20 protein-coding genes are annotated in these 21,179 nt (G+C 66.7%); 10 read left to right on the top strand and 10 right to left on the bottom strand.

Annotated features, from left to right (window positions below; translation table 11 throughout):
- Nucleotides 1-72 precede the first annotated feature (72 nt).
- Entirely contained in the window at nucleotides 73-825 is a 753-nt protein-coding gene (locus F467_RS0111715; protein ID WP_018138074.1) for an MBL fold metallo-hydrolase, read from the bottom strand.
- 230 nt (nucleotides 826-1,055) lie between these two features.
- Here F467_RS0111715 and F467_RS0111720 point away from each other — a divergent pair, with 230 nt between their 5' ends.
- The 6 genes from F467_RS0111720 to lipA all read left to right on the top strand — a co-directional run bounded on the left by F467_RS0111720 (nucleotide 1,056) and on the right by lipA (nucleotide 5,834).
- The gene (locus F467_RS0111720; protein WP_018138073.1) at nucleotides 1,056-1,295 is read left to right on the top strand and encodes a BolA family protein; all 240 of its coding nucleotides are present in this window, start codon (nucleotides 1,056-1,058) and stop codon (nucleotides 1,293-1,295) included.
- Between the two features lie 15 nt (nucleotides 1,296-1,310).
- Nucleotides 1,311-1,715, top strand: coding sequence for a hypothetical protein (locus F467_RS0111725; RefSeq protein WP_018138072.1), 405 nt, complete (start codon nucleotides 1,311-1,313; stop codon nucleotides 1,713-1,715).
- On the top strand, nucleotides 1,712-2,296 hold the full coding sequence (locus F467_RS13765; RefSeq protein WP_018138071.1) for a hypothetical protein: 585 nt from the start codon (nucleotides 1,712-1,714) through the stop codon (nucleotides 2,294-2,296). Before F467_RS0111725 ends, F467_RS13765 begins: the two co-directional genes overlap by 4 nt.
- Nucleotides 2,297-2,391: 95 nt before the next feature.
- Complete coding sequence (locus F467_RS0111735; RefSeq protein WP_026182190.1) at nucleotides 2,392-3,603, top strand: HDOD domain-containing protein; 1,212 nt, start codon at nucleotides 2,392-2,394, stop codon at nucleotides 3,601-3,603.
- 8 nt (nucleotides 3,604-3,611) lie between these two features.
- A complete protein-coding gene (locus F467_RS0111740) occupies nucleotides 3,612-4,811 on the top strand; it encodes an HDOD domain-containing protein (RefSeq protein ID WP_026182189.1) in 1,200 nt (399 codons plus the stop codon).
- A gap of 66 nt (nucleotides 4,812-4,877) precedes the next feature.
- Nucleotides 4,878-5,834, top strand: a complete 957-nt coding sequence (gene lipA, locus F467_RS0111745) for a lipoyl synthase (RefSeq protein WP_018138068.1) — start codon at nucleotides 4,878-4,880, stop codon at nucleotides 5,832-5,834.
- Between the two features lie 839 nt (nucleotides 5,835-6,673).
- On the opposite strand, the gene lipB is transcribed toward lipA, so the two are convergent.
- The 9 genes from lipB to ppa form a co-directional block, all read right to left on the bottom strand.
- Complete coding sequence (lipB, locus tag F467_RS0111750; RefSeq protein ID WP_018875329.1) at nucleotides 6,674-7,396, bottom strand: lipoyl(octanoyl) transferase LipB; 723 nt, start codon at nucleotides 7,394-7,396, stop codon at nucleotides 6,674-6,676.
- A complete protein-coding gene (locus F467_RS0111755) occupies nucleotides 7,393-7,662 on the bottom strand; it encodes a YbeD family protein (protein WP_017925710.1) in 270 nt (89 codons plus the stop codon). The genes lipB and F467_RS0111755 overlap by 4 nt, the downstream gene beginning before the upstream one ends.
- Nucleotides 7,659-8,543 (bottom strand): D-amino acid aminotransferase, encoded by an 885-nt coding sequence (locus F467_RS0111760; RefSeq protein WP_018138669.1) that lies wholly within the window; start codon nucleotides 8,541-8,543, stop codon nucleotides 7,659-7,661. Before F467_RS0111760 ends, F467_RS0111755 begins: the two co-directional genes overlap by 4 nt.
- 12 nt (nucleotides 8,544-8,555) lie before the next feature.
- The gene (locus tag F467_RS0111765; protein WP_018138668.1) at nucleotides 8,556-9,803 is read right to left on the bottom strand and encodes a D-alanyl-D-alanine carboxypeptidase family protein; all 1,248 of its coding nucleotides are present in this window, start codon (nucleotides 9,801-9,803) and stop codon (nucleotides 8,556-8,558) included.
- Nucleotides 9,804-9,907: 104 nt separating this feature from the next.
- A complete protein-coding gene (locus tag F467_RS0111770) occupies nucleotides 9,908-10,912 on the bottom strand; it encodes a septal ring lytic transglycosylase RlpA family protein (RefSeq protein WP_038049624.1) in 1,005 nt (334 codons plus the stop codon).
- Nucleotides 10,869-11,894, bottom strand: coding sequence for a lytic murein transglycosylase B (mltB, locus tag F467_RS0111775; RefSeq protein WP_018138666.1), 1,026 nt, complete (start codon nucleotides 11,892-11,894; stop codon nucleotides 10,869-10,871). The genes F467_RS0111770 and mltB overlap by 44 nt, the downstream gene beginning before the upstream one ends.
- Entirely contained in the window at nucleotides 11,891-13,009 is a 1,119-nt protein-coding gene (gene rodA / locus F467_RS0111780) for a rod shape-determining protein RodA (protein WP_018138665.1), read from the bottom strand. The genes mltB and rodA overlap by 4 nt, the downstream gene beginning before the upstream one ends.
- Nucleotides 13,006-14,886: a penicillin-binding protein 2 gene (gene mrdA / locus F467_RS0111785; protein WP_018138664.1), complete on the bottom strand. Its 1,881-nt coding sequence runs from the start codon at nucleotides 14,884-14,886 to the stop codon at nucleotides 13,006-13,008. Before mrdA ends, rodA begins: the two co-directional genes overlap by 4 nt.
- 104 nt (nucleotides 14,887-14,990) lie before the next feature.
- Nucleotides 14,991-15,527, bottom strand: a complete 537-nt coding sequence (gene ppa / locus F467_RS0111790) for an inorganic diphosphatase (protein ID WP_018138663.1) — start codon at nucleotides 15,525-15,527, stop codon at nucleotides 14,991-14,993.
- Nucleotides 15,528-15,789: 262 nt separating this feature from the next.
- Here ppa and F467_RS0111795 point away from each other — a divergent pair, with 262 nt between their 5' ends.
- The 4 genes from F467_RS0111795 to pdxA are packed head-to-tail and all read left to right on the top strand — an operon-like array spanning nucleotide 15,790 to nucleotide 21,171.
- Nucleotides 15,790-16,437: an adenylate kinase gene (locus tag F467_RS0111795; protein ID WP_018138662.1), complete on the top strand. Its 648-nt coding sequence runs from the start codon at nucleotides 15,790-15,792 to the stop codon at nucleotides 16,435-16,437.
- A 37-nt stretch (nucleotides 16,438-16,474) separates the two neighbouring features.
- Nucleotides 16,475-18,730 (top strand): LPS-assembly protein LptD, encoded by a 2,256-nt coding sequence (locus F467_RS0111800; RefSeq protein WP_018138661.1) that lies wholly within the window; start codon nucleotides 16,475-16,477, stop codon nucleotides 18,728-18,730.
- Nucleotides 18,714-20,141, top strand: a complete 1,428-nt coding sequence (locus tag F467_RS0111805) for a peptidylprolyl isomerase (RefSeq protein ID WP_026182207.1) — start codon at nucleotides 18,714-18,716, stop codon at nucleotides 20,139-20,141. Before F467_RS0111800 ends, F467_RS0111805 begins: the two co-directional genes overlap by 17 nt.
- On the top strand, nucleotides 20,107-21,171 hold the full coding sequence (pdxA, locus tag F467_RS0111810) for a 4-hydroxythreonine-4-phosphate dehydrogenase PdxA (RefSeq protein ID WP_018138659.1): 1,065 nt from the start codon (nucleotides 20,107-20,109) through the stop codon (nucleotides 21,169-21,171). The genes F467_RS0111805 and pdxA overlap by 35 nt, the downstream gene beginning before the upstream one ends.
- The last annotated feature ends 8 nt before the right edge of the window (nucleotides 21,172-21,179 follow it).

Below are 21,179 nucleotides of genomic sequence, written 5' to 3' on the forward strand. Positions count from 1 at the left end.
GTGGGCGGGCAAAACCGTCCGCCACACTCCGATGCCAGTGTCGGGGCCGCGTGATCGGCCCCGACACCTCGATCAGCCCTGCTGATCCGGTTCGCAGAGGCGCTTTTTCTCGTCCGGCAGGTTGTCCGGGCAGATCCCGCAGCCCTCGTTGCCGGGCAGCGCCCAGTCGATCTTCTTCGGATACGGCAGGTCCATCTCCTCCATGATCTTGACGAACTCGGCCTCGGGCTTGTTCTTGCCCAGACGCGGGTTGCGCATCTTCTCCTGCCCGATGGTGGTGATCTGGCGCTCTTCGTAGTCGTGGCACGGATATACCAGCGTCTCGTCTGGCAGGGTGAAGAACTTGTCATGGATCGACCGGTACAGGGTCTTGGCGTCACCCGACTGGAAGTCGGTGCGGCCACAGGCCTCGATCAGCAGGGCGTCCCCGGAGAACAGCATCTTCAGGCCGACGTGATCCATCAGATAGGCATGATGGGAATCGGTATGCCCCGGGGTATAGAGGGGATTGATCACCAGATTCCCCACCTGGAAGGGCTCGCCCTCGCGCAGGCCGACGTCGCGACAGGGCAGCTCGTCCAGCGCCGGGCCGGCCAGCTGGCAGCCCGTCCGCTCGCGCAGCATCTTGCCGCCGGTGATGTGGTCGGCGTGGATGTGCGTCTCGATCGCGTAGTCGAGGCTCAGCCCCATCTCCTGCAGCACCCGCAGATCGCGGTCCACGGTCTCGATCACCGGATCGATCAGCGCGGTCTTGCCCGTGTCCGGGCAGCTCAGCAGATAGGTGTAGGTGGACGATTCTTCCTCGAACAGCTGCTTGAAAATCATGCGGTGTCCTCCAGGGCCATATGGGCCCGTCCGTTATATCAGCATTTCCTAATACTAACCGGTAGTCGCTGCCGGCACCAAGCCAGTGTGCGTACCGCGACTATCTCCCGTTCGGAACCCCACCACTACCACGAGTTCCCGGAGCCGGGCCACCTCGCCCTTCTGTAGCGCCACGCCACTGGCTATCATGCGGCCTCTGCCGACATACACATCGACATCAAGGACTCACCATGGAAGCCAATCAAGTGGCCGAACTCATCCGCGCCGGCCTGCCGGAGGCCGAGAAGGTCGAGGTGACCGGGGGCGAGGGCAAATTCGAGGCCCTGGTCGTCAGCCCGCAGTTCGCCGGAATGAACAAGGTCAAGAAGCACCAGACCGTCTACGCCACCGTGCGCGACCAGATCGACTCCGGCGAGGTCCACGCGCTGTCCATCCGCGCCCTGACGCCGGAAGAGGCCGCAAGCGCCTAGGCACGGCGAGCGGTAATGCTTTCACCCAAGGGCCGCGAGGAGATCGAGCGCCTGCTGGAGGGCGGCCTGGTCCACGACTGGGGCGAGGCCGAGACGACCCTGCGCAATGTCACGCGCATGCTGCTGACCACGCGCCCGGACCTGCTACGTCTGTACTTCAGCCCCGAGGCCTGGGGCCAGATCACCGCCTGGCCGCAAAAAAAGGCTGCCAACGCAATCATCGCCGCATTGCGCACCGGCGTGGTCGACGCCCTCGGGCGACCGGCTATCGCCAACCGCGAGCAGGCCCGCTTCTACCTCCTGTGCTTTCAGGATGACCTCGCCGAACGGGTGGATGCCTGGTGCCGCGAGCACCCGGAGGAATGCCCGCGCCGCAGCCGCGCCCAGACCCAGGCCCTGCCCGGCAACTCCGGCCCATGACCTCAACCGTTCTCGAATGCGGCGATGCCACCATCGAAACCCCGCTACGCGACCTGCTCGAACGCTACGGACTACAACTGGTAATGCATCCGCCCGGTGCCGCACTGCCCGGGACCTGGTGGGGCGAGCCCGAGGCCGGGATCATCGGGTTGGCCGTACATGTACGCCCGGACACCCCGCTGCACTCGGCGCTGCACGAGGCCGGCCATCTGATCTGCATGGAACCCGAGCGCCGCGCGGCCCTGCATACCAATGCCGGAGGCGACGACCTGGAGGAATGCGGGGTGTGCTATCTGCAGATCCTGCTCGCCGATGCCCTGCCCGGGGTCGGGCGCAACCGGCTGATGCAGGACATGGACGCCTGGGGCTACAGCTTCCGCCTGGGATCGACCGCGCGCTGGTTCGAGGGGGACGCCGACGATGCACGGGCCTTTCTGCGCGCCGAGGGCCTGATCGACTCGCACGAGCGTCCTTCCTTCGCCTGTCGCGGGGGCCTTGAGCCTGCGCGGGATGCTACACTGAGACCCACGTCACAAGGCGCGACTCCCCCGCAAAATACCCGGCAAGCTCCATTGCGGTGATTGCGCGGCCGGGCACCGCGGGCCGGGGGAACACGAACCCACTGGCGCCCCGCCCGGACCAGGGAATGATCGAAACACAGGCAACGGAATCGCTCATGGACACGACGACCATCGACAGTCTGCTCCAGGAAATGGACCTCACCGCGCACCTGTCGGAGTCCGCCCGCGCGGAACTGGCCCAGGCATGCGCGAGCCCGGAGCTGCCCGCCGGCAAGCGGCTGCGGCCCAAGGACGTAGCGGACCGGCACCTGTTTCTGCTGAGCGGCCAACTGGTACGCGTCAGCGGCGGCACCCCTTCGCGCATTACCGTCAGCGATGGCAACAGCGAGCCGCCCCTGCAGATGTTCGACGGCGGGGCCGGCCAGCACGATTTCATCATCACCGAAAAGCCCTGCCGCATGCTGGAGGTGCCCACAGGGGCGCTGGAGCAGGCCCACAGTGCCTCGCTGGTAATGCACGACACCGAGCTGGATGACACGGAAGGCGCCTTTTTCGGCGAGCTGTACGACTTGATCACCAGCAATCGTCTGGAGCTGCCGACCATGCCCGAGGTCGCCCTGCGCATCCAGGAGCTGACCAAGGATCCAGACGCGGACATCGACAAGCTGACCGATGTCATCCAGCGCGACGGGACCATCGCCGGGGCCTTGTTGCACGCCACGAACAGCCCGCTGTTCCGCGGCTCGCAGCAGATCCAGTCGGTACGGGACGCGGTCACGCGCCTGGGCTTTCGCAATACCCGCATGCTGGCCATGAACATGGCTATGCGACAGGCCTTCAAGGCCCGTCATGCGGCTACACGCGAGGCGATGGAGGCGGTCTGGCAGCACGGGGTACTGCAATCGGCCTATGCCTATCTGGTGGCCGACTCCCTGAAGCTGCTGGACCGTGAGCGCGCGTTGCTCGCCGGCCTGGTGGCCGGCATCGGGGCCGTCCCGATCATCCAGTTCATCGAGGTACGCGAGGACCACCCGGAGCCCGAGCGGGTGGCCCGTCTGGTTCGCCGCCTGCGCAATCTGGCCGGCGTACTGGTTATCAACTACTGGGACCTGGGCGGAGACCTGGTCAATGTCGCGGAGCACAGCAGCGACTGGGGCTACCGGCCGGCGGAACCCGACTATGCCAGCATCGCGCTGGTCGCCCAGTACGCCGCGCTGCAGGCCGAGGGCAAGGAACTGCCGGCCCCGTCCGAGGTCAAGGCTTTCGAACTCCTGGGCATCGATGCCCCCGCCCCCGGGGAACCGATCGCCTTCCTGGAGGCCCGGGCCGCCGACCTGGCGGAATTGCAAAAACTCTTTGATATGTAGAGGTGTCGGTGATCGAGGAACGTCTTCCACAACTGGTCCCGTTCGCCGACCTCGGCGAGCGTGCGCGCCACAAGCTCCTCCAGCACGCCAGCACCCTGGACATCAAGCCCGGCCTGAAGCTGCATGCGCGTGACGAATGGCGCCACCTGATCTTTCTCCTTGAAGGCCGGGTAATCCTGTCTGACGACGGCCAGTCGGTCATCCTCAAGGGCGGCAGCCCGGAATCCCTGAACCCACTGTTCAACGAACGCGATTACCACAGCCACGCGATCGCGGCGAGTAGCGGGCGTATCGCCCTGTTCGACCGCAAGGTCTACGAAAACCTGATCGATGGCGCGCGCGAAGGTGTGGAGGTCAGCGAGATCGAGCTGTCCGACCTTGAGGGCGAGCTGTTCACCAGCATCTACACCCGCGCCTTCTCCGGCGAACTGCAACTGCCGCAATTGCCGGAAGTGGCACTGCACCTGCAGGCGGCGCTGAAGGACCCGGACGTCGATATCGAGCGCGTCACCCGCATCATCGAGGAAGACCCCAGCGTCGCCGCACGCCTGCTGTCGGTGGCCAACAGCCCGGCGATGGGGAGCCAGCGCGAGGTCTCGCGACTGGCCGATGCGGTCTCCCGTCTCGGCCTCGAACGGACCCGGCAACTGGTGATGGCGCTCGCTGCGCACCAGGTCTTCATTCGGCGCGACAGCCCCTACCACGGCCTGCTGGAACGCCTGTGGCGGCGTTCGGCCCGCGTCGCGGCCATCAGCTGCGTACTGGCGGACCAGAGCGAGGCAGTCGATCCGCAAAAGGCTCTGCTGGCCGGGCTGCTGCATCGGGTCGGTGCATTGCCCATCATCGGCGAGGTCGCCCGCAGCCACCCCGACCGCAGTGCCGAGGACATCGAGCGCATCCTCTATCGCCTGGAAGGCCTGATCGGCGAACTGGTTGCTCAACAGTGGGGCCTGGCTTCCGATATCATGGCGGCCATTCGCGATTCCGGTGGCCCGGAAACCGCTACGGCAGCACCCCTGACCGACATCGTGCGCATCGCTCGCAGCGCCTGCACGCGCGATGGCGACGACGCCCTGGCGGACCGGACGCCACTGGCCAAGTTGAACGCCGTGGCACGATTCGGCTTTGTGCTCGACGACGACGGCCAGCTGCCGGCAATCGACACGGCCCGCCGCGAGATTGACGCGCTGATCCGCGAGGTCGCCTGACCCCGATCGCGCCGCTATCGCCCCCTGATCGGGCGGAGCGACCGCAACCCATTCAGGGAAGACCCTATGACCACTCGAACACGACCCCAACCTGGCGAAAAACAACGCGCCGCCGACAAGGTCGCGCGCATCCCGGTCAAGATCAGCCCGACCGAGCAGCCGCAGCGCAAACCGAAGTGGATCCGCGCCCAGAGCCAGGCTCGGCCCGAGGTGCAGCGTATCAAGCGCATCCTGCGCAACCAGAAGCTGCACACCGTCTGCGAAGAGGCGAGCTGCCCGAACCTGGGCGAATGCTTCGCCCACGGCACCGCCACCTTCATGATCATGGGTGACATCTGCACCCGCCGCTGCCCGTTCTGCGATGTCGCCCACGGCCGCCCCGAGGCCCTCGACCCCGACGAGCCCCGCCACCTGGCGGAGACCATCCAGGCGCTGGGCCTGAAGTACGTGGTCATCACCTCGGTGGATCGCGACGACCTCCGTGACGGTGGCGCCGGCCACTTCGTGGACTGCATCCGCGAGGTCCGCACGCTGAATCCGAACACGAAGATCGAGATCCTGGTGCCCGACTTCCGCGGCCGCATGGACCGGGCGCTGGAGATCATGCACCAGGCCCCGCCGGACGTCTTCAACCACAATCTCGAGACGATCCCGCGGCTTTACCGCGAGGCGCGTCCCGGCGCCGACTATCAATGGTCGCTGGAGCTGCTGAAGCGTTTCCGCGAACAGCACCCCGGGGTGCCGACCAAGTCCGGTCTGATGCTCGGGCTCGGCGAGACCCGCGAGGAGCTGCTGGAGGTCCTGGCGGACCTGCGCGAACACGGCTGCGACATGCTGACCCTGGGGCAGTACCTGCAGCCCTCGCGCCATCATCTTCCGGTCACGCGCTTCCTGGCACCGGAGGAGTTCGACGACCTCGGCGAGGCCGCACGCGAAATGGGCTTCAAGCAGGTGGCCAGCGGTCCCATGGTGCGCTCCTCCTACCACGCCGACCTCCAGGCCCAGGGCCTCGAAACCGCCTGACCCGCCCTGTGCCCCCTCCCGCTGGGGCGCTGTCCCGTGCCCTGAGGCGGGACCTGGTTTGACCTCTGGAGTTTACGGTGGCTTCGGGCCACCGCCTGCCTGCGCTCACTCGCGAGCGCGCCGCGCCCGTTGTTGATCAAAAACGGGCTTCTTTGCTCGTGCAAAGAAGTAACCAAGAAACACGCCCGGGATTCGCCCAGGAACCTTGCTCCGGACGCGCCAGGCCGGCGGCGCTGAAACTCGCTTCGCTCAGACAGTCAGCGCCTTCTCCCGGCCTGTCACGCCCTCCACAAGGGGCTCATATCGGGAGGGAAAGTCAAAACCGACGGTATCCCAGCGCTTCTGCCTATTCCGTACGCCTTAGGGTGCGTTGAGCGCAGCGAAACGCACCGTTCCGACGTTGGGGCAACCCTGATGCGATTCGCTGCGCTCATCACATCCTACGATGGGGTCTAGGGCCCGCTCGCGGGCGCGGCACGCCAGGGCCGCAGGCCGAGCGTGCCCAGGATGTCGGAATACCTTGCCTCCATCCATTCGCAAGAACATGAGGATCGCCGTTGTCTTGACCTTATCCCCCCGTATGAAGCCCCTTGCGGAAGGGTTCTCGGGACGGACGATTCAAAATAGAAACGGGGGCGCTGACTGTCCGAGCGGACCCGAAGGCGTAGCGAGTTTCAGCGCCGCCGGCCCGAGGGTCCTGGAGCAAGGTTCCCGGGCGGAATCCGGGTGCCCTTCTTTGGGTACTTTCTTGGGCAAGCAAGAAAGTACCTCGCGGCGCGCTGGCGAGACAGCGCTTGGCAGGCGGCCGGCCGAAGGCACCGTAAACTCCAGAAGCCGAACTAGTCCCACCCTGAGGGCGCGGGACAACGCCCCAGCGCCAGAACCCGGACAAGCTCAGGCGGCAAAGAGGGTTCATGCCTGATGCTCGCGACCGCGGCGGGAAACAGCTGTTCGGCTAGATGGGCGAGCAGTTGCTCGCGGACGCGGGTGGCGTCCACCGGGCCGAGCAGATGCTGCATGGAGGTCGCGGCGAGGCCGGGATAGCCACAGGGGTTCATGCGCTGAAACGGCGCCAGATCCGGGGCGATGTTCAGCGCCAGCCCATGGATGCTGCGCCCGTGCCGGATGCGCAGCCCGAGCGCCGCAATCTTGGCCCCGTCCACATATACCCCTGGCGCCTTTTCCCGGCGCTGCGCGTGGATACCCCATTGCGCGAGCGTATCGATCACCGCCTGCTCCAGGCCTTCGACCAGACGCCGGACCCCGATCCCCAGTCGCGGCAGATCCACCAGCGTGTAGATGACCAGTTGTCCGGGGCCGTGCCAGGTCACCTGTCCCCCGCGATCGATCGCGATCACCGGCGTCGCGCCGGGGTCCAGCAGATGCTCGGGGCGGCCATTACGGCCCTGGGTGAAGACGGGGGGGTGTTCAACGCACCAGAACGCGTCCGGCCGGGTCGCATCGCGCTCCCGGGCCTGGAGTTGCATCGCCTGCCAGACAGGTACGTAGGGCTGCATACCCAGCAGGCGGGCCACGGGCCCGGGGACGAGCGGACCGGTCACAGGATCATGCGGACCCGGTCGCAGCGCCCCAGGGCCCGGTAGAGGTCATCGAGCTGGGCCTGACTGGTCGCGGTGAAGGTGATGGTGATGCCGACGAAACGCCCGCCACTGGAGGCGCGCTGCTGGATCACGGCGTCGTCCGGGTCCGGCACATGCTCGGCCACACAGGCCTCCACGGCCTCCAGGAGCTCCGGGTGCGAGTCGCCCATGACCTTGATCGGAAAACGACAGGGAAACTCGATCAGGCTTTCGCGCTCGTCTGTCATGCGCACCCCTCGACTGGTGCCCGGGACGGGTGAGCGTCGCGCTTTGCCTGCTGATACGCGGCATGAACGGCCTGCCAGCCCGGGCCCGGGACCCCGGCTCCGACCGGATGGCCGTCGAGCCGACAAACCGGCAGGAGCTCCTTGGTGGAACTGGTCAGCCAGATCTCGTCGGCCGCACGCAACTGGGACTCGGACAGATCACGCTCCACAACATCGAGACCGCACTGGGCGGCCAAGCGCAGGACCAGGGCCCTTGTTACCCCCGGGAGCAGCGATGATGCCAGCGGAGGCGTAACCAGCGTGCCGTCGACGAGGGCGAACACATTGCTGGCCGCACCCTCCGTCACCTGACCGTCGCGCAACAGGATGGCCTCGACTGCATCCTGTTCGCGGGCCTCCTGACGCGCGAGCACGTTGGCCAGCAGCGTAGTGGCCTTGATGTCACAGCGGGACCAGCGCGTATCGGGCCCCGTCACCGCCGCGACCCCGGCCTGGCGGATCGTGTCCGCCAGGGGCGCGATCGGATTCGCCATCGCAAAGACCGTGGGCGGCCCGCCGGCGGGAAAGGCGTGGTCGCGCGGGGCAACCCCGCGCGTGACCTGCAGGTACAGCCCGAGATCGATGGGCACATCCCCCTCGTTGCGCCGGACGAGCTCCTCCAGCATGCCCCGCCACTGGTCGAACGACAGCGGCGATTCGAGGCGGATGGCGTCCAGCGAGCGCTGCAGCCGCTCAAGGTGTTCCGTCAGCAGAAACAGCTGCCCGGCGTAGCTGGGGATTACCTCGTAGACCGAGTCCCCGAACAGGAATCCGCGATCCAGCGGGGAGATACGCACCGATTCGAGCGGCATGAAGTCGCCATTGAAATACGCAACGCTCACACTCGCCCCGAGTCAGAACGGCCAGACCGAGCGCAGCGACAAGGCAGCACCATCCCATAGGCGACGCACCAGCCCGCCCTCCTCGATCTCTTCAAGGGCGACGACCGGCTGCTGCCCGATCAACTCGCCATTGAGACGGGCCTGCACCTCGCCCACGGCGGCCCCTGCGGCCAGCGGCGCTTCCAGCGGCTGGTTCAATTCCATTGTGGCCTCAAGGTTGTCACCGCGGCCCGGGGGCACGATCACCCAGAAATCCTCGGCCAGCCCGACGGACACCTCGCTATCCGCACCACGATAGATGCGCGGGCTGCCCAGCTGCGTCCCCGCCTCGAACAGACGCTGGGGTTCGGTAAAACGCATGCCCCAGTTGACCAGGGCCTGCGACTCGTTGGCCCGACGCGTACCACCCTCCTGGTGGTTGGAGGCCTCGATGCCCAGCACCACGGCGATCAGGCGGCGATCGCTGCGCTTCGCCGACGAGACCAGGTTGTAACCGGCCGCAGAGGTCCAGCCGGTCTTCAGGCCATCGAAACCGGCGTCACGCCAAAGGAGCATGTTGCGGTTACTCTGCGAGATATCGTTGAACTCGAACGAGCGCTCGCTGTAATAGCCGTAAAGGTCGGGGAACTCGCGAATCAGCGCCCGAGCCAGCAGCGCCATATCCTGAGCAGAGGTGGATTGCGGCTCATCGGAAGGCAGCCCGTGCGAGTTGGTGAAATACGAGTTCATCATCCCGAGTTCACGCGCCTGGCTGTTCATCATGTCGACGAACGCCCCCTCGGAACCGGCCACAGCCTCGGCGAGCGCGGTGGAGGCATCGTTTCCGGACTGGATGATCATCCCGCGCAGCAGGTCCTCGACCTTCACCTCGTCGCCGACCTCAATAAACATGCGCGACGCGCCCCGCATACCCGTGCGCCAGGCCCGCTCGCTGATGGTCACCGTGTCCTCGAGCCCCAGCCGCCCGTCGCGAATCTCGCCGAACACGACGTAGGCCGTCATCAGCTTGGTCAGGCTCGCGGGTTCGCGATCAACATCCGCCTCGCGCGAGGCCAGCACCAGACCGGAATCGAAGTCCATCAGCGCATAGCTCTTCGCCGTCACGTCAGAGGGCGGGCTGGGGATCCCGCTTGGCATGGCCCCACCACTGCCCGGAACCGGCAGGGGCTCACCCGCCATCGCCGGCATGGCGGCAACGCACACGGCCAGGGAGAGGGTCATCAGGGCGCGGCGGGCGACAGAATGGAGCGGGGGGATCATGGTGGTTCGAGGCCTCCTGTAGAGATGGCTAACGATAGCAGACCGGCCCCGAGCAGATGAACGCAAACGGGCCCGGCGGCACAAAAACTGAGCGATACGCGATGTCAGTCGTCAACGATGCGGTAGTCGACGTGGGCGGCCTCCTGCAGGCGCTCGGTCGCCTCCTGCAGCTCGACCTCTTCCAGCGGGCCGATACGCACCCGATGCAGATCCGCCTGCTCGTCGCGTTCCAGCGTCGAGATCTCGATCGACTCGAAGCCCAGGGCCTCGAGATCGCGCCGGATCTCCTCCGCCGTTCGGCGTTCGGAAAACGCCCCGATCTGCACCCAGCGGCCGTTGTTCGCGACGGCCTCTGGGGCGTTCGCTTCGGTAGCAGCGCGCGCGTCATCAGACGATGTCGCGACCGGGCTGCTGCCGCCCCCCTGGCTGGCCTCGGCGAGCTCGATGGGTTCCGGCACCGGCGGGCGCGATTCGGCCACACGCGGCGAATCGACGTCTTCCGGCCCCACGGCACGAATGCGCACCGGGGCCACACCGGCATCGGTCATGTCCAGCCGATGCGCCGCCGCATAGGAGAGGTCGATGATGCGTTCATCCACAAAGGGCCCGCGATCATTGACCCGCACAATCACGCGGCGGTCATTCTCCAGGTTCACGACCTCGACATAGGTCGGCAGCGGGAGCGTCTTGTGGGCTGCCGTCATCGCATACATGTCGTAGGGCTCGCCACTGGAGGTTCGCCGGCCGTGGAACTTGGTCCCGTACCACGAGGCCAGACCCTCTTCCTCGAAGCCGGTGCTGGTGCGCAGGGTACGGTAACGCTGCCCGAAGACCTCGTACTCGGGCGGGTTCCCGTAGCGACTCGGGGGCTCGTCGGTCGGCACTGCGTCGGGGATCAGCGCCAGATCCTGCGGGATGTCATCCGGGTCCGGGTAGGCGTCATACGCCGCATCGCCCAGCGGGCGATCCGGGTCTGCCTTGCGATCGGGGGCCGACGAGCAGCCGGCCAGCATCAGCGCGAACAACACCGCCGGCGCGGCGGCGGCCGCGCCAGGGCGGCACCGTTTACTCGGCAAAGGCCTCGGCCAGCTGGTGGACGGCCATCGCATACAGCGGGCTCCGGTTGTAGCGGGTGATCACATAGAAATTGGGATAGCCAAGATAGTATTCATACCCGTCCTCGCCCTCGAGGCGAATGAACGAGTACTTCCCGTCCTCGGCCACGGACTCGTCGGGATAGATGCCGTGCTCGGCGAGTTCGTCGAGATCAAAGCGGGCCTGGTAATTGCGGCTGATCAGCTCCTCGTGGGCATCGCCCTCGACCCGGGCGCGTGCCACCACCGGCTCACCGGTCTGCCAGCCATGCTCGCGGAAGTAGTTGGCGACACTGCCGATCGCATCCGGCCAGGAGTTCAGCAGGTCCCGGCGACCATCGCCGTCGAAGTCCACCGCGTAGTGACGGTAGCTGGACGAGATGAACTGTCCGCGCCCCATCGCGCCGGCGTAGGAGCCCCGTGTCTCGCGGACATCCAGGTCCTCCTCCTGCACCAGGGTCAAAAACTCGCCCAGTTCGCGGCGGAAGAAGTCCGCGCGCGGCGGGTAGTCAAATCCCAGCGTGACCAGCGCATCGAACACTCGGAAGCCCCCGGTGTTGCGCCCGTAGTTGGTCTCCACGCCGATGATCGCCGTGATCATCGCCTGCTCGACGCCGAAGGTCTCCTCGGCGCGCGCGAGGGTCTCGGCCTGCTCTTCCATAAAGCGCTCGCCGCGCTCGATGCGCAGGTCGTTCACGAAGATCGGGCGATAGTCCTTCCAGGGGCGCGCCTCGGCAGGGGCCGAGATCAGGTCGAGGATGCGTTGCTGGGGATCGGCCTCGGCGAACATACTCTCCAGCTCGTCGCGATCCATGCCCGCCTCGACCTGCTCGTCGATAAAGGCCTGGACCTCCTCGCGCTCCAGGTACGGCGGATCACCGGCGCGAAACTCGGACCCCGAGACGTTCGACAGGGAGCAGGCCCCCAGTGACAGGATCAACCCGGCCTGCAAGAGGACGGAACGAAGGGTGCCCAGCGGGCGGAGGTTGAGGGTCATCGATTCACCAGGCGCTTTTGCGACGCAATGCTCATGAGAATACCGAAGGCGACCATAAGCGTCACCAATGATGTGCCGCCGTAGCTCACCAGCGGAAGCGGCACGCCGACCACGGGCAGAAGCCCTGTCACCATCGCGATGTTGACCACCATATAGACGGCGAAGGTCAGCGCCAGGCTACCGCCCAGCAAACGGGCGAAGCGATCCTGAGCGAGGGCCGAGATCCACAGCCCGCGCGCCACGATCGCAAAATACAGCAACAACAGGAGTGCGACACCGATAAACCCGAATTCCTCGGCGTATACCGCAAAAATGAAATCCGTGGAACGCTCGGGCAGAAAGTCGAGGTGCGACTGCGTGCCATTCAGCCAGCCCTTGCCGTACAGCCCGCCGGAGCCGATCGCGATCTTCGACTGGATGATGTGATAACCGGTCCCCAGCGGATCCGACTCCGGATTGAACAGGGTCAGCACCCGCTGGCGCTGATAGTCATGCATCTGCAACCACAACGCCGGGATCGCGGCGGCCGCGGCCAGTCCCAGCCCGACGAACCAGCGCCAGCTCAGCCCCGCCAGGAAAATCACCAGGAAACCAGCGGCACCCACCAGCATCGCGGTCCCCAGATCCGGCTGGCGCATGATCAGAAAAACGGGCACCAGGATCAGGGGCACCGTCACCAGCAGGTCGCGAAAACGCGGCCGATCGTTGCGAGTGGACAGGTACCAGGCGACCATCATCGGCACCGCCAGCTTCATGATCTCGGAGGGCTGGAAGCGCATGAAGCCGAGATCCAGCCAGCGTCGCGCCCCCTTGCCGATCTCGCCGGCGACCATGACCGCCAGCAGTAGCGCGACACCAGCCACAAACAGCCAAGGCGCGAGGGACCGCAGGGTGCGCACCGGGATCTGCGCGACCAGCACCATCGCGGTCACGCCGAGTCCGATGCGCATGGCCTGACGCTCCAGGGCAATCATGCTCTCGCCGGAGGCACTGAACAGCACCGCCAGCCCCACCAGCAGCAAGATGCCGATCAGCACCAGCAGCACGCCATCCAGGCGCAGGCGCCCCAGCACCCACTGCCCTAGCGGCATCTCGCGCCCCGTCACGCTGATCATTCGTCCTCCGCCACGTCGAGCGTCATTCCGGCGTCGCCTTTCAGGAAGGCGTCCATCACCTCGCGGGCCACCGGGGCCGCCACACGACCGCCCGAGCCGCCGTGCTCGACCAGCACGGCCACCGCGATCTGCGGATCGTCCGCGGGCGCATAGCCCACGAACAGGGCGTGATCCCACAGATGCCGGGGCAGCTCGTCCTCGTCGTACTCCTCGTCCTGGCCCAGCCCGAAGACCTGCGAAGTGCCGGTCTTGCCCGCGATGCGGTAGTTCGTCGGCGGGCGGCTGCCAATCGAACCCCAGGCGGTGCCGTGGCGCGTATGTACGGCCTCGATCAGTGATTCGTGAATCGTGTCCCAGTGCTCCGGGGCCGCCTGCACCGGCTCGCGAGGCTGCGGCAGCAGCCGTTCGAGTTCGCCGTTGCCATTGTCCATCGACTGCAGCAGGCGCGGCTGGATGCGCTGCCCGCGCCCGGCCAGCGTCGCCGTGAAGTCCGCCATCTGCAGCGGTGTCGACAGCATGTAGCCCTGGCCAATCGCGGTGATCAGGGTCTCGCCGGGGAACCAGACCTGGTCGTGTGTCGCTCGCTTCCAGTCACGGCTGGGCAGGATACCTGCGCGCTCGCCCGTGGCGTCGATACCGACGCGCTGCCCAAGCCCGAATGCCCCCAGCATCGGCACCATGCGGTCGATCCCCATCGTATGCGCAAGGTCGTAGAAATACACGTCGGAGGAGACCGCGATGGCGCGCGACATGTCGACCCAGCCATGCCCCTCCCGGCGCCAGTCACGATAGCGACGCTCATGGCCGGGGATCTGAAAATAGCCACGGGCGAACATCCGACGATCCGCGGTGGTAATCCCCTCGTCCAGCGCGGCCAGCCCCACCAGGGGTTTGACCGTGGAGCCCGGCGGATACTGCCCGGTCAGGGCGCGATTGAACAACGGCCGCGCGGGGTCAGATTGAAGATCGGAAAAGGCGGCCTGGGAGATGCCGTGCACGAACATCTCGGGGTCGAATCCCGGGGCACTGACCAGCGCCAGCACCTCGCCGTTGTTCGGGTCCAGGGCGACAATCGCACCCCGCCGGCCCGCCAGCGACCGGTAAGCGGCACGCTGCAGGTCCGCGTCAATGGTGAGCGTAATGTCGGTACCGGCTTCCGGTGGTGTCACCGACAACTCGCGGATCACCCGTCCCTGGGCATTCACCTCTACCTGACGGTAGCCCGGGCGGCCGTGCAGCAGGTCCTCGTAGTAGCGCTCGATGCCGATCTTGCCGATATGCGAGCTGCCGGCATAGGCACGCGGGTCCACCCGCGCCAGGTCCTGCTCGTTGATCCGGCCCACGTACCCGACCACATGCGAGAACTTGTCACCGAGCGGATAGAAGCGCATCGGACGGGCCTCGATCTCCACCCCCGGCAACTCGTGCCGCGAGACCGCGATCCTGGCCACCGTGGTGTCGTCCAGGCCCGCCTTGAGCAGCACCGGCTGGAAGGGTCGGCGCTGGCGCACGCCGCGGCGGAAGCGTTCGATATCCGCGTCGGAGAGCTCGACAAAGTCATGCAGTCGTTCCAGGAGGTCATCGAGGTTGCCAGCCTGTTCAACCGTCACCTCCAGCTGGTAGGAGGCGCGGTTGCCCGCCAGCAACTGACCATTGCGATCCCGGATCACACCGCGACTGGGCGCAATCGGCTCCACCCGCAGCCGGTTGTTCTCCGACAGCGTGGTGAAATGGGTATGCGCGCCGACCTGAAGCCCCGACAGGCGCCAGCCGATCAGGAGCAGGACCGCGGCGAGCAGGACCAGCGCCAGCAGGATGCGCACGGCATACCGCTGCTGGTCCTGTTGTTCCTGCCCGTAGTCATCGCGCCCGGCCATCTCAGCGGACCGCCACAACAACGAACGCCGCGCACCCGGCGACCCCCGACCCCGGGGATACGGGGACGATCCACGCCACGCGCTGACGCCGGGCCGCTACCGGCTCAGATCTTGCTCTTCTGGTAACGCTTGTAGCTGGCAACAATCTCCGCCTTGGCCTCTTCGGCGCCTACCCAGCCCTCAACCTTGACCCACTTGCCCTTCTCCAGCTCCTTGTAGCGCTCAAAGAAGTGCTTGATCGAGTCCAGCAGTTCCTTCGGCACGTCTTCCGGGCCCTTGAATCGCTCGGACTGCGTGCACAGCTTGCTCACCGGAACCGCCAGGATCTTCGCGTCGACCCCGGCCTCGTCGGTCATTTTCAGCATGCCAATCGGGCGCGAGCGCACGACCGAGCCCGGCAACAGCGGCACCGGGGTGATCACCAGCACGTCCACCGGGTCGTTGTCTTCCGACTCCGTGTTCGGGATGAATCCGTAGTTGCACGGGTAGAACATTGCGACCGCCATAAAGCGATCGACCACCAGAGCCCCGCTGTCCTTGTCCATCTCGTACTTGACGGGCTGGCCCTGGGTGGGGATCTCGATCACCACGTTGATGTCGTTGGGGAGATCCTTGCCGGCTTCGATCTGGTTGAGGTCCATGCTTGAGTATATTCCGATTATTTTGAAGAGCGGGGCATTATACAGGGGAGAGCCTCCGCAATGGCACCCGTCGCCGTCAGGCCAGGGAGCCACGGGCTGTATTGAGCGGTTGCGGCCGATTACCCTCAGGCGGTATAAGACCGCGCTCGGGAAACGGTTTGCGCCGCACCGCCGCGGCCCTTTCACGATAGCCATTCACCGTGCCGCCTCGTACCCGGCTTGTGCTGCGGTTCGGCGTCGCACCCGGCAGCAGGAGTCAGCCATGCGTATCGTCCTGATGGGCGCACCGGGGTCCGGCAAGGGCACCCAGGCCAAGAAGATGGTCGCCACCTTCGGTATCCCCCAAATCTCCACCGGCGACCTGCTGCGCGCCGCAATGGCCGCCCAGACCGACCTGGGCAAGCAGGTCGAAAGCGCGATGAACGCCGGCCAGCTCGTACCCGACGACCTGGTCCTGGGCCTGATCCGCGACCGGCTGCAGGAACCGGACGCACAAAAGGGCTTCATCCTCGACGGCTTTCCACGCAACGTCGCCCAGGCCGAGACCCTGGACACCATGCTCGAGAAGCTCGGCGCACCGCTGGACCAGGCGATCCAGATCGATGTGCCGTTCGATGAACTGAAACAGCGCCTGACCGGACGCGTCTCCTGCGGCGATTGTGGCGCGGTATTCAACTCCCATACCTTCCCGCCCCAGCAGGAAGGGGTTTGTGATTTGTGCGGTGGTGAACTCGTCCACCGCGCCGATGACACCGAGAAGACGGTCGTCAATCGACTGAAGGTCTATGAAGAACAGACCCAGCCGCTGATCGAATACTACGCCCGCCGCGGCCTGCTCAAGCATGTGAATGGCACCCGCGACATTGCACTGATCTTCGACGAAGTCCGCCAGCTGCTGGGGAAACACTGATCCAGCATGATCCGTGTTTCCCCAGACTGAAACCCGCATGACGCCATCGCCTGACGGCTACGCACGCCCACTGTACCGCCGGGCCACGGCGCGGACCATCATTGCCTGCGTGCTCGGCGTCACGGCCACGGCGGCACAGGCCGGACTCGAGCGGATGGAGCGCCCCCCGGGCTGCGACTTCGCCCCCGGCATGGAGTGGCCCGAGATGCGCGAGCTCGCGGCCGAAATCACTGATATCGACGCCGATTACGTACGCCGAGAGGGTGAACTGATCAGCGCCCGCGGAAACGTCCAGCTCTTCGAACAAGGACGTCGCCTGGATACCGAATTCCTCGAATACGACCGGGCGACGGGCGTGGCTCGCACCGAGGGTGACACCCGGCTGTTCGACGGCGACCTGCTGCTGCACACCGACGGTGGCGAGTACCGCCTGGACGAAGAAACCGGGGAATTCCGGCGCATCGACTACCTGGTGCAGTCCGTGCCGGCACGAGGCAGCGCCGGGGTGGGCATCCAGCTCGCGCCCCACCTGCACGAGTTCGAGGACGCCGAGTACACCACCTGCCCGATCGACAACGACAGCTGGTGGCTGCGCACACGAGATCTGGAACTGGACCGCGAACGCGGCATCGGGGTTGCCCGCAACGCCCGCATTGACTTCAAGGGCGTGCCCATCGCCTACACGCCGTACATCCACTTCCCGCTGGACGACCGCCGCCAGAGCGGCTTCCTGCTGCCCAGCGCCGGGGTCAGTTCACGCCACGGGCTCGACATCAGCACGCCCTGGTACTGGAACATCGCACCGAATTACGACGCGACGTTCACCCCGCGAGTCATGTCGGACCGCGGGGTGAAGCTCGGCACCGAATTCCGCTACCTGCAGCCTCGCCACGAGGGCGTGGCCGATATCCGCTACCTGCCGAGCGACCGCGTATTCGGCGACGACCGGCACTACGTGCAGTGGTTTCACCAGAGCCGCCTGACCTCGGACCTGCGCTTTCGCCTGGACGCCGCCGACGCCTCCGACAGCGAGTATTTCCGCGACTTCGGTGGCGCGGACCGCTACTCCGGCAGCACCCCCTATCTGCGCCGCCGGGCGGACCTGACCTACAACCAGCCGGCCTACCGCCTGCGCACCCGCATCGAGGACTACCAGATCATCGACCCCGAGTTGCGGGCCCAGCGCGAGCCCTACCAGCGCCTGCCGCAGATCACCCTGGAGGCGGGCGAGTATCTGGGGCGCGGACTGGCCTGGGACCTGGACACTGAACTGGTGCGCTTCGAGCGCAGCGAGAGCGACTCGCTGGAACCCCTGGGCACGCGCTTCGACCTCAACCCCACGGCCTCCTGGCGTTTCGATACTGGGGGCTTCTTCTTTGAGCCCAGCGCCGGGGTGCGCTATACCCATTACGAACTGGACCGCCGGGGCGAGCCAGGACCCGAGTCGATCAGCCGCACCGTGCCGCGGGCATCGATCGACACCGGTCTGGTCTTCGAACGTCCGATCCAGGACGGGCGTCGCCTGCAGACGCTGGAACCGCGGATCTTCTACGGCTATGTCCCGTTCGTCGACCAGACCGATATCCCGGTCTTCGACACCGGCGAGGCGGACTTCAGCTTCGACAACCTGTTCAGCCTCGACCGCTTCGTCGGCGCCGACCGGGTCGGCGACACGCACCAGCTGACCACCGCGCTGACCACCCGCATCTTCGACGAGCAGACCGGCCAGGAACGGATGAGCCTGTCCGCCGGCCAGATTCGCTATTTCGAAGATCGCGAGGTCCGCCGCGCTCCTGACGGCGATCCGCTGACGGAGTCCCGCTCGGATCTCGCCCTTGAGGGCCGCGTGCGCATCGGCGATGCCTGGAGCGGCCGGGGCTCCATCCTGTACAACCAGGACGAAGGCGAGACCACCCTCACAGCACTGTCGGTCAGCTACAGCCCGAGCGCTCGCGCCCGCATCAACGTGGGGTATCGTCAGCGCGAGGCCGGCAACCGCTCCATCGACCAGACCGATGTCTCCGTGCTGTGGCCCGTGACCCCACGCATCGATGCGATCGGGCGCTGGAATTACAGCCTGCAGGAGGAGCGTGATCTCGAACTTCTGGCCGGCCTTCAGTATCGTAGTTGCTGCTATGGCATCCGAGTGGTCGCCCGCCGCGCCTACGACTTCGACGAGACCTACGACAACTCGATTTATTTCCAACTCACGCTGGACGGACTCGGACGTTTCGACTCCGGCGTGGATTCGCTTTTGAGCGAGGGTATAGCCGGATATGACGCACTCCCCTGACCAACACCGCCGGGCCTCCTGGCTCCCGCTACTGGGCGCCGTGCTTATGAGCCTCGGCCTGTCCGCACAGGCGCAGGTTCCCGGCGGCGAACAGCCCGAGGACGCCGTCGAGGCCCCGGTCACCCCGGGGGCCGCCTCCGAGGCCGGTGCGCCGGCCGCGCCCATCACGCCACCGGAGGGGGATCAATTCACCGATCGCATCCTCGCCGTGGTCGGCGACGACGTGGTGACCCAGCGCGAACTGGTCGAGCGCATGAACCTGGTCGCCCAGCAAATGATGGAGCGCGGCACCCGCCCGCCGGATCGTGACACCCTCGCCCGGCAGGTCATGGAACGGCTAATCGTCGAGCGCGTTCAGCTGCAGGAGGCCGAGCGGGTCGGCATCAACATCGACGAGATGACCCTGAACCGGGCGATGGAGAACATCGCGCGCGAAAACCGCATGAACCTGCCGCAGCTGCGTCAGGCCCTGCTGCAGGACGGCGTCGACTTCAACGCCTTCCGCGAACAGATTCGCAACGAACTGACCGTCAACCAGCTGCAGCGTCGCCAGGTCGACAACCAGATTCGCGTCAGCGACCAGGAAATCGCGGACCTGATCGCCTCGGAAAGCGGCGCCATCGACCGCGGCGTGCGCTATCGCATCGCGCACATCCAGGTCTCGCTGCCGCGCGGCGCGGACTCCAGCCAGATCGCCACTGCGCGCGAAAAGGCCCGCGAACTGCGCCAGCGGGTGCGCGAGGGTGAGGACTTCGCCAGTGTGGCCATCTCCGAATCCGATGCCCCGGATGCCCTGGAGGGCGGCGACCTCGGCTGGCGCACCGCCGGCGAAATCCCCTCCGTATTCGCCCGCGAGGCCGTGCTGATGCGCACCGGCGAGATCAGCGACGTGCTGCGCTCGCCGAATGGCTTCCACGTCATGAAGCTGGTGGACCGCGAAGGGGGCGACCAGACCCGCGTCCGGCAGACGCAGGTACGCCACATTCTGATCAGCCCGGACCAGGTCCGCAGCGACGAGGAGGCCCGCCGCCAGGCCGAGTCCTTGTACAACCGCATCCGCGAGGGCAGCGACTTCGAGGCCCTGGCCCGCGCGAACTCCGACGACCCCGGCTCCGCTGCCCAGGGCGGCCAGCTCGGCTGGATCAGCCCCGGCGAGCTAGTGCCCGAGTTCGAGGAGGCGATGAACGCCCTGCAGCCGGGCGAGATCAGCGAGCCGGTGGAGAGCCAGTTCGGCTGGCACATCATCGAGGTCCTCGACCACCGCGAGGTCGACACCTCGCGCGAGCAGATCCGCGCCCGTGCCCGCGAGATCCTGCAAAACCGCAAGCGCGAGGAAGAGATCGAGCTGTGGATGCGGCGCCTGCGCGACGAGGCCTATGTCGAGTACCGCGTTGACGGCTTCGGCTCCTGACGCCCGGACGCCGGGTGCAATCCCGCGTCTGGCACTGACCGCCGGCGAGCCAGCCGGGATCGGGCCAGATCTGCTGATTGCCCTGGCCCACGAGCCTGGCGGTGGCGCCCAGCGCGTCGCCATCGGGGACCCAGATGTACTCGAGCAGCGGGCGCAGCAACTGGGCCGGTCGATCCAACTGATCCCCTTCGACCCCGAACGACCGCGCACCGCTACGCCGCGCGGGGCCCTGGAGATCGTCGCGGTCCCGGCCGGCGGCCCGGTGCAGACGGGCACCCTCGACCCCCGGCACGCCGAAGGCGTACTGGCAATGCTCGCCGCCGCCGCCGATGGCTGTCTCGATGGCACCTTCGACGCGATGGTCACCGGCCCGGTGCACAAGGGCGTGATCAACCGTGCCGGCATCCCGTTCAGTGGTCATACCGAGTGGCTGGCCGAACGCGCCGGCGCGCCCATGCCCGTGATGATGCTGGCCACCGAATCCCTGCGGGTCGCACTGGTGACTACCCACCTGTCCCTGCGCGACGTCCCCGACGCGATCACGCCGGAGCGCATCGAGGCGGTCGCCCGCGTACTGCACCACGATCTGGCCGAGGACTTCGGAATCGAACGCCCGCGCATCGGCGTGTGCGGACTGAACCCGCACGCCGGCGAGGACGGTGTACTGGGGCGCGAGGAGATCGAGGTCATCACCCCCACGCTCGACCGGCTGCGCGCCGAGGGCCTGGACCTGCGCGGGCCGCTGCCCGCGGATACCGCCTTCACCCCGCGCGCCCTCGCCGAGGTCGATGCGGTACTGGCGATGTATCACGACCAGGGGCTCCCGGTACTCAAGCACGCAGGATTCGGGCACGCAGTCAACGTGACCCTGGGGCTGCCCTTCGTGCGCACCTCGGTCGATCACGGCACGGCCCTCGACCTGGCCGGCAGCGGCCGCGCAGAGGTCGGCAGCTTCCTCGCGGCCGAGGGCCTGGCTCGGGAACTGGCCCGCCATCGCCTGCAGGCACAGGCCGCGCACGCCCATGGGTGATGCCGCAC

This window comes from Thioalkalivibrio sp. ALJ12 (assembly GCF_000378305.1).
In the GTDB taxonomy this organism is placed as follows: Bacteria; Pseudomonadota; Gammaproteobacteria; order Ectothiorhodospirales; family Ectothiorhodospiraceae; genus Thioalkalivibrio.

What these genes read in the sequence shown, in the direction of transcription:
- F467_RS0111715 (WP_018138074.1), bottom strand. Translation starts at nt 825, where the DNA reads ATGATTTTCAAGCAGCTGTTCGAGGAAGAATCGTCCACCTACACCTAT.
- F467_RS0111720 (WP_018138073.1), top strand. Translation starts at nt 1,056, where the DNA reads ATGGAAGCCAATCAAGTGGCCGAACTCATCCGCGCCGGCCTGCCGGAG.
- F467_RS0111725 (WP_018138072.1), top strand. Translation starts at nt 1,311, where the DNA reads ATGCTTTCACCCAAGGGCCGCGAGGAGATCGAGCGCCTGCTGGAGGGC.
- F467_RS13765 (WP_018138071.1), top strand. Translation starts at nt 1,712, where the DNA reads ATGACCTCAACCGTTCTCGAATGCGGCGATGCCACCATCGAAACCCCG.
- F467_RS0111735 (WP_026182190.1), top strand. Translation starts at nt 2,392, where the DNA reads ATGGACACGACGACCATCGACAGTCTGCTCCAGGAAATGGACCTCACC.
- lipA (WP_018138068.1), top strand. Translation starts at nt 4,878, where the DNA reads ATGACCACTCGAACACGACCCCAACCTGGCGAAAAACAACGCGCCGCC.
- F467_RS0111755 (WP_017925710.1), bottom strand. Translation starts at nt 7,662, where the DNA reads ATGACAGACGAGCGCGAAAGCCTGATCGAGTTTCCCTGTCGTTTTCCG.
- F467_RS0111765 (WP_018138668.1), bottom strand. Translation starts at nt 9,803, where the DNA reads ATGATCCCCCCGCTCCATTCTGTCGCCCGCCGCGCCCTGATGACCCTC.
- F467_RS0111770 (WP_038049624.1), bottom strand. Translation starts at nt 10,912, where the DNA reads ATGCGATGGCCGTCCACCAGCTGGCCGAGGCCTTTGCCGAGTAAACGG.
- mltB (WP_018138666.1), bottom strand. Translation starts at nt 11,894, where the DNA reads ATGACCCTCAACCTCCGCCCGCTGGGCACCCTTCGTTCCGTCCTCTTG.
- rodA (WP_018138665.1), bottom strand. Translation starts at nt 13,009, where the DNA reads ATGATCAGCGTGACGGGGCGCGAGATGCCGCTAGGGCAGTGGGTGCTG.
- mrdA (WP_018138664.1), bottom strand. Translation starts at nt 14,886, where the DNA reads ATGGCCGGGCGCGATGACTACGGGCAGGAACAACAGGACCAGCAGCGG.
- ppa (WP_018138663.1), bottom strand. Translation starts at nt 15,527, where the DNA reads ATGGACCTCAACCAGATCGAAGCCGGCAAGGATCTCCCCAACGACATC.
- F467_RS0111795 (WP_018138662.1), top strand. Translation starts at nt 15,790, where the DNA reads ATGCGTATCGTCCTGATGGGCGCACCGGGGTCCGGCAAGGGCACCCAG.
- F467_RS0111800 (WP_018138661.1), top strand. Translation starts at nt 16,475, where the DNA reads ATGACGCCATCGCCTGACGGCTACGCACGCCCACTGTACCGCCGGGCC.
- F467_RS0111805 (WP_026182207.1), top strand. Translation starts at nt 18,714, where the DNA reads ATGACGCACTCCCCTGACCAACACCGCCGGGCCTCCTGGCTCCCGCTA.
- pdxA (WP_018138659.1), top strand. Translation starts at nt 20,107, where the DNA reads ATGTCGAGTACCGCGTTGACGGCTTCGGCTCCTGACGCCCGGACGCCG.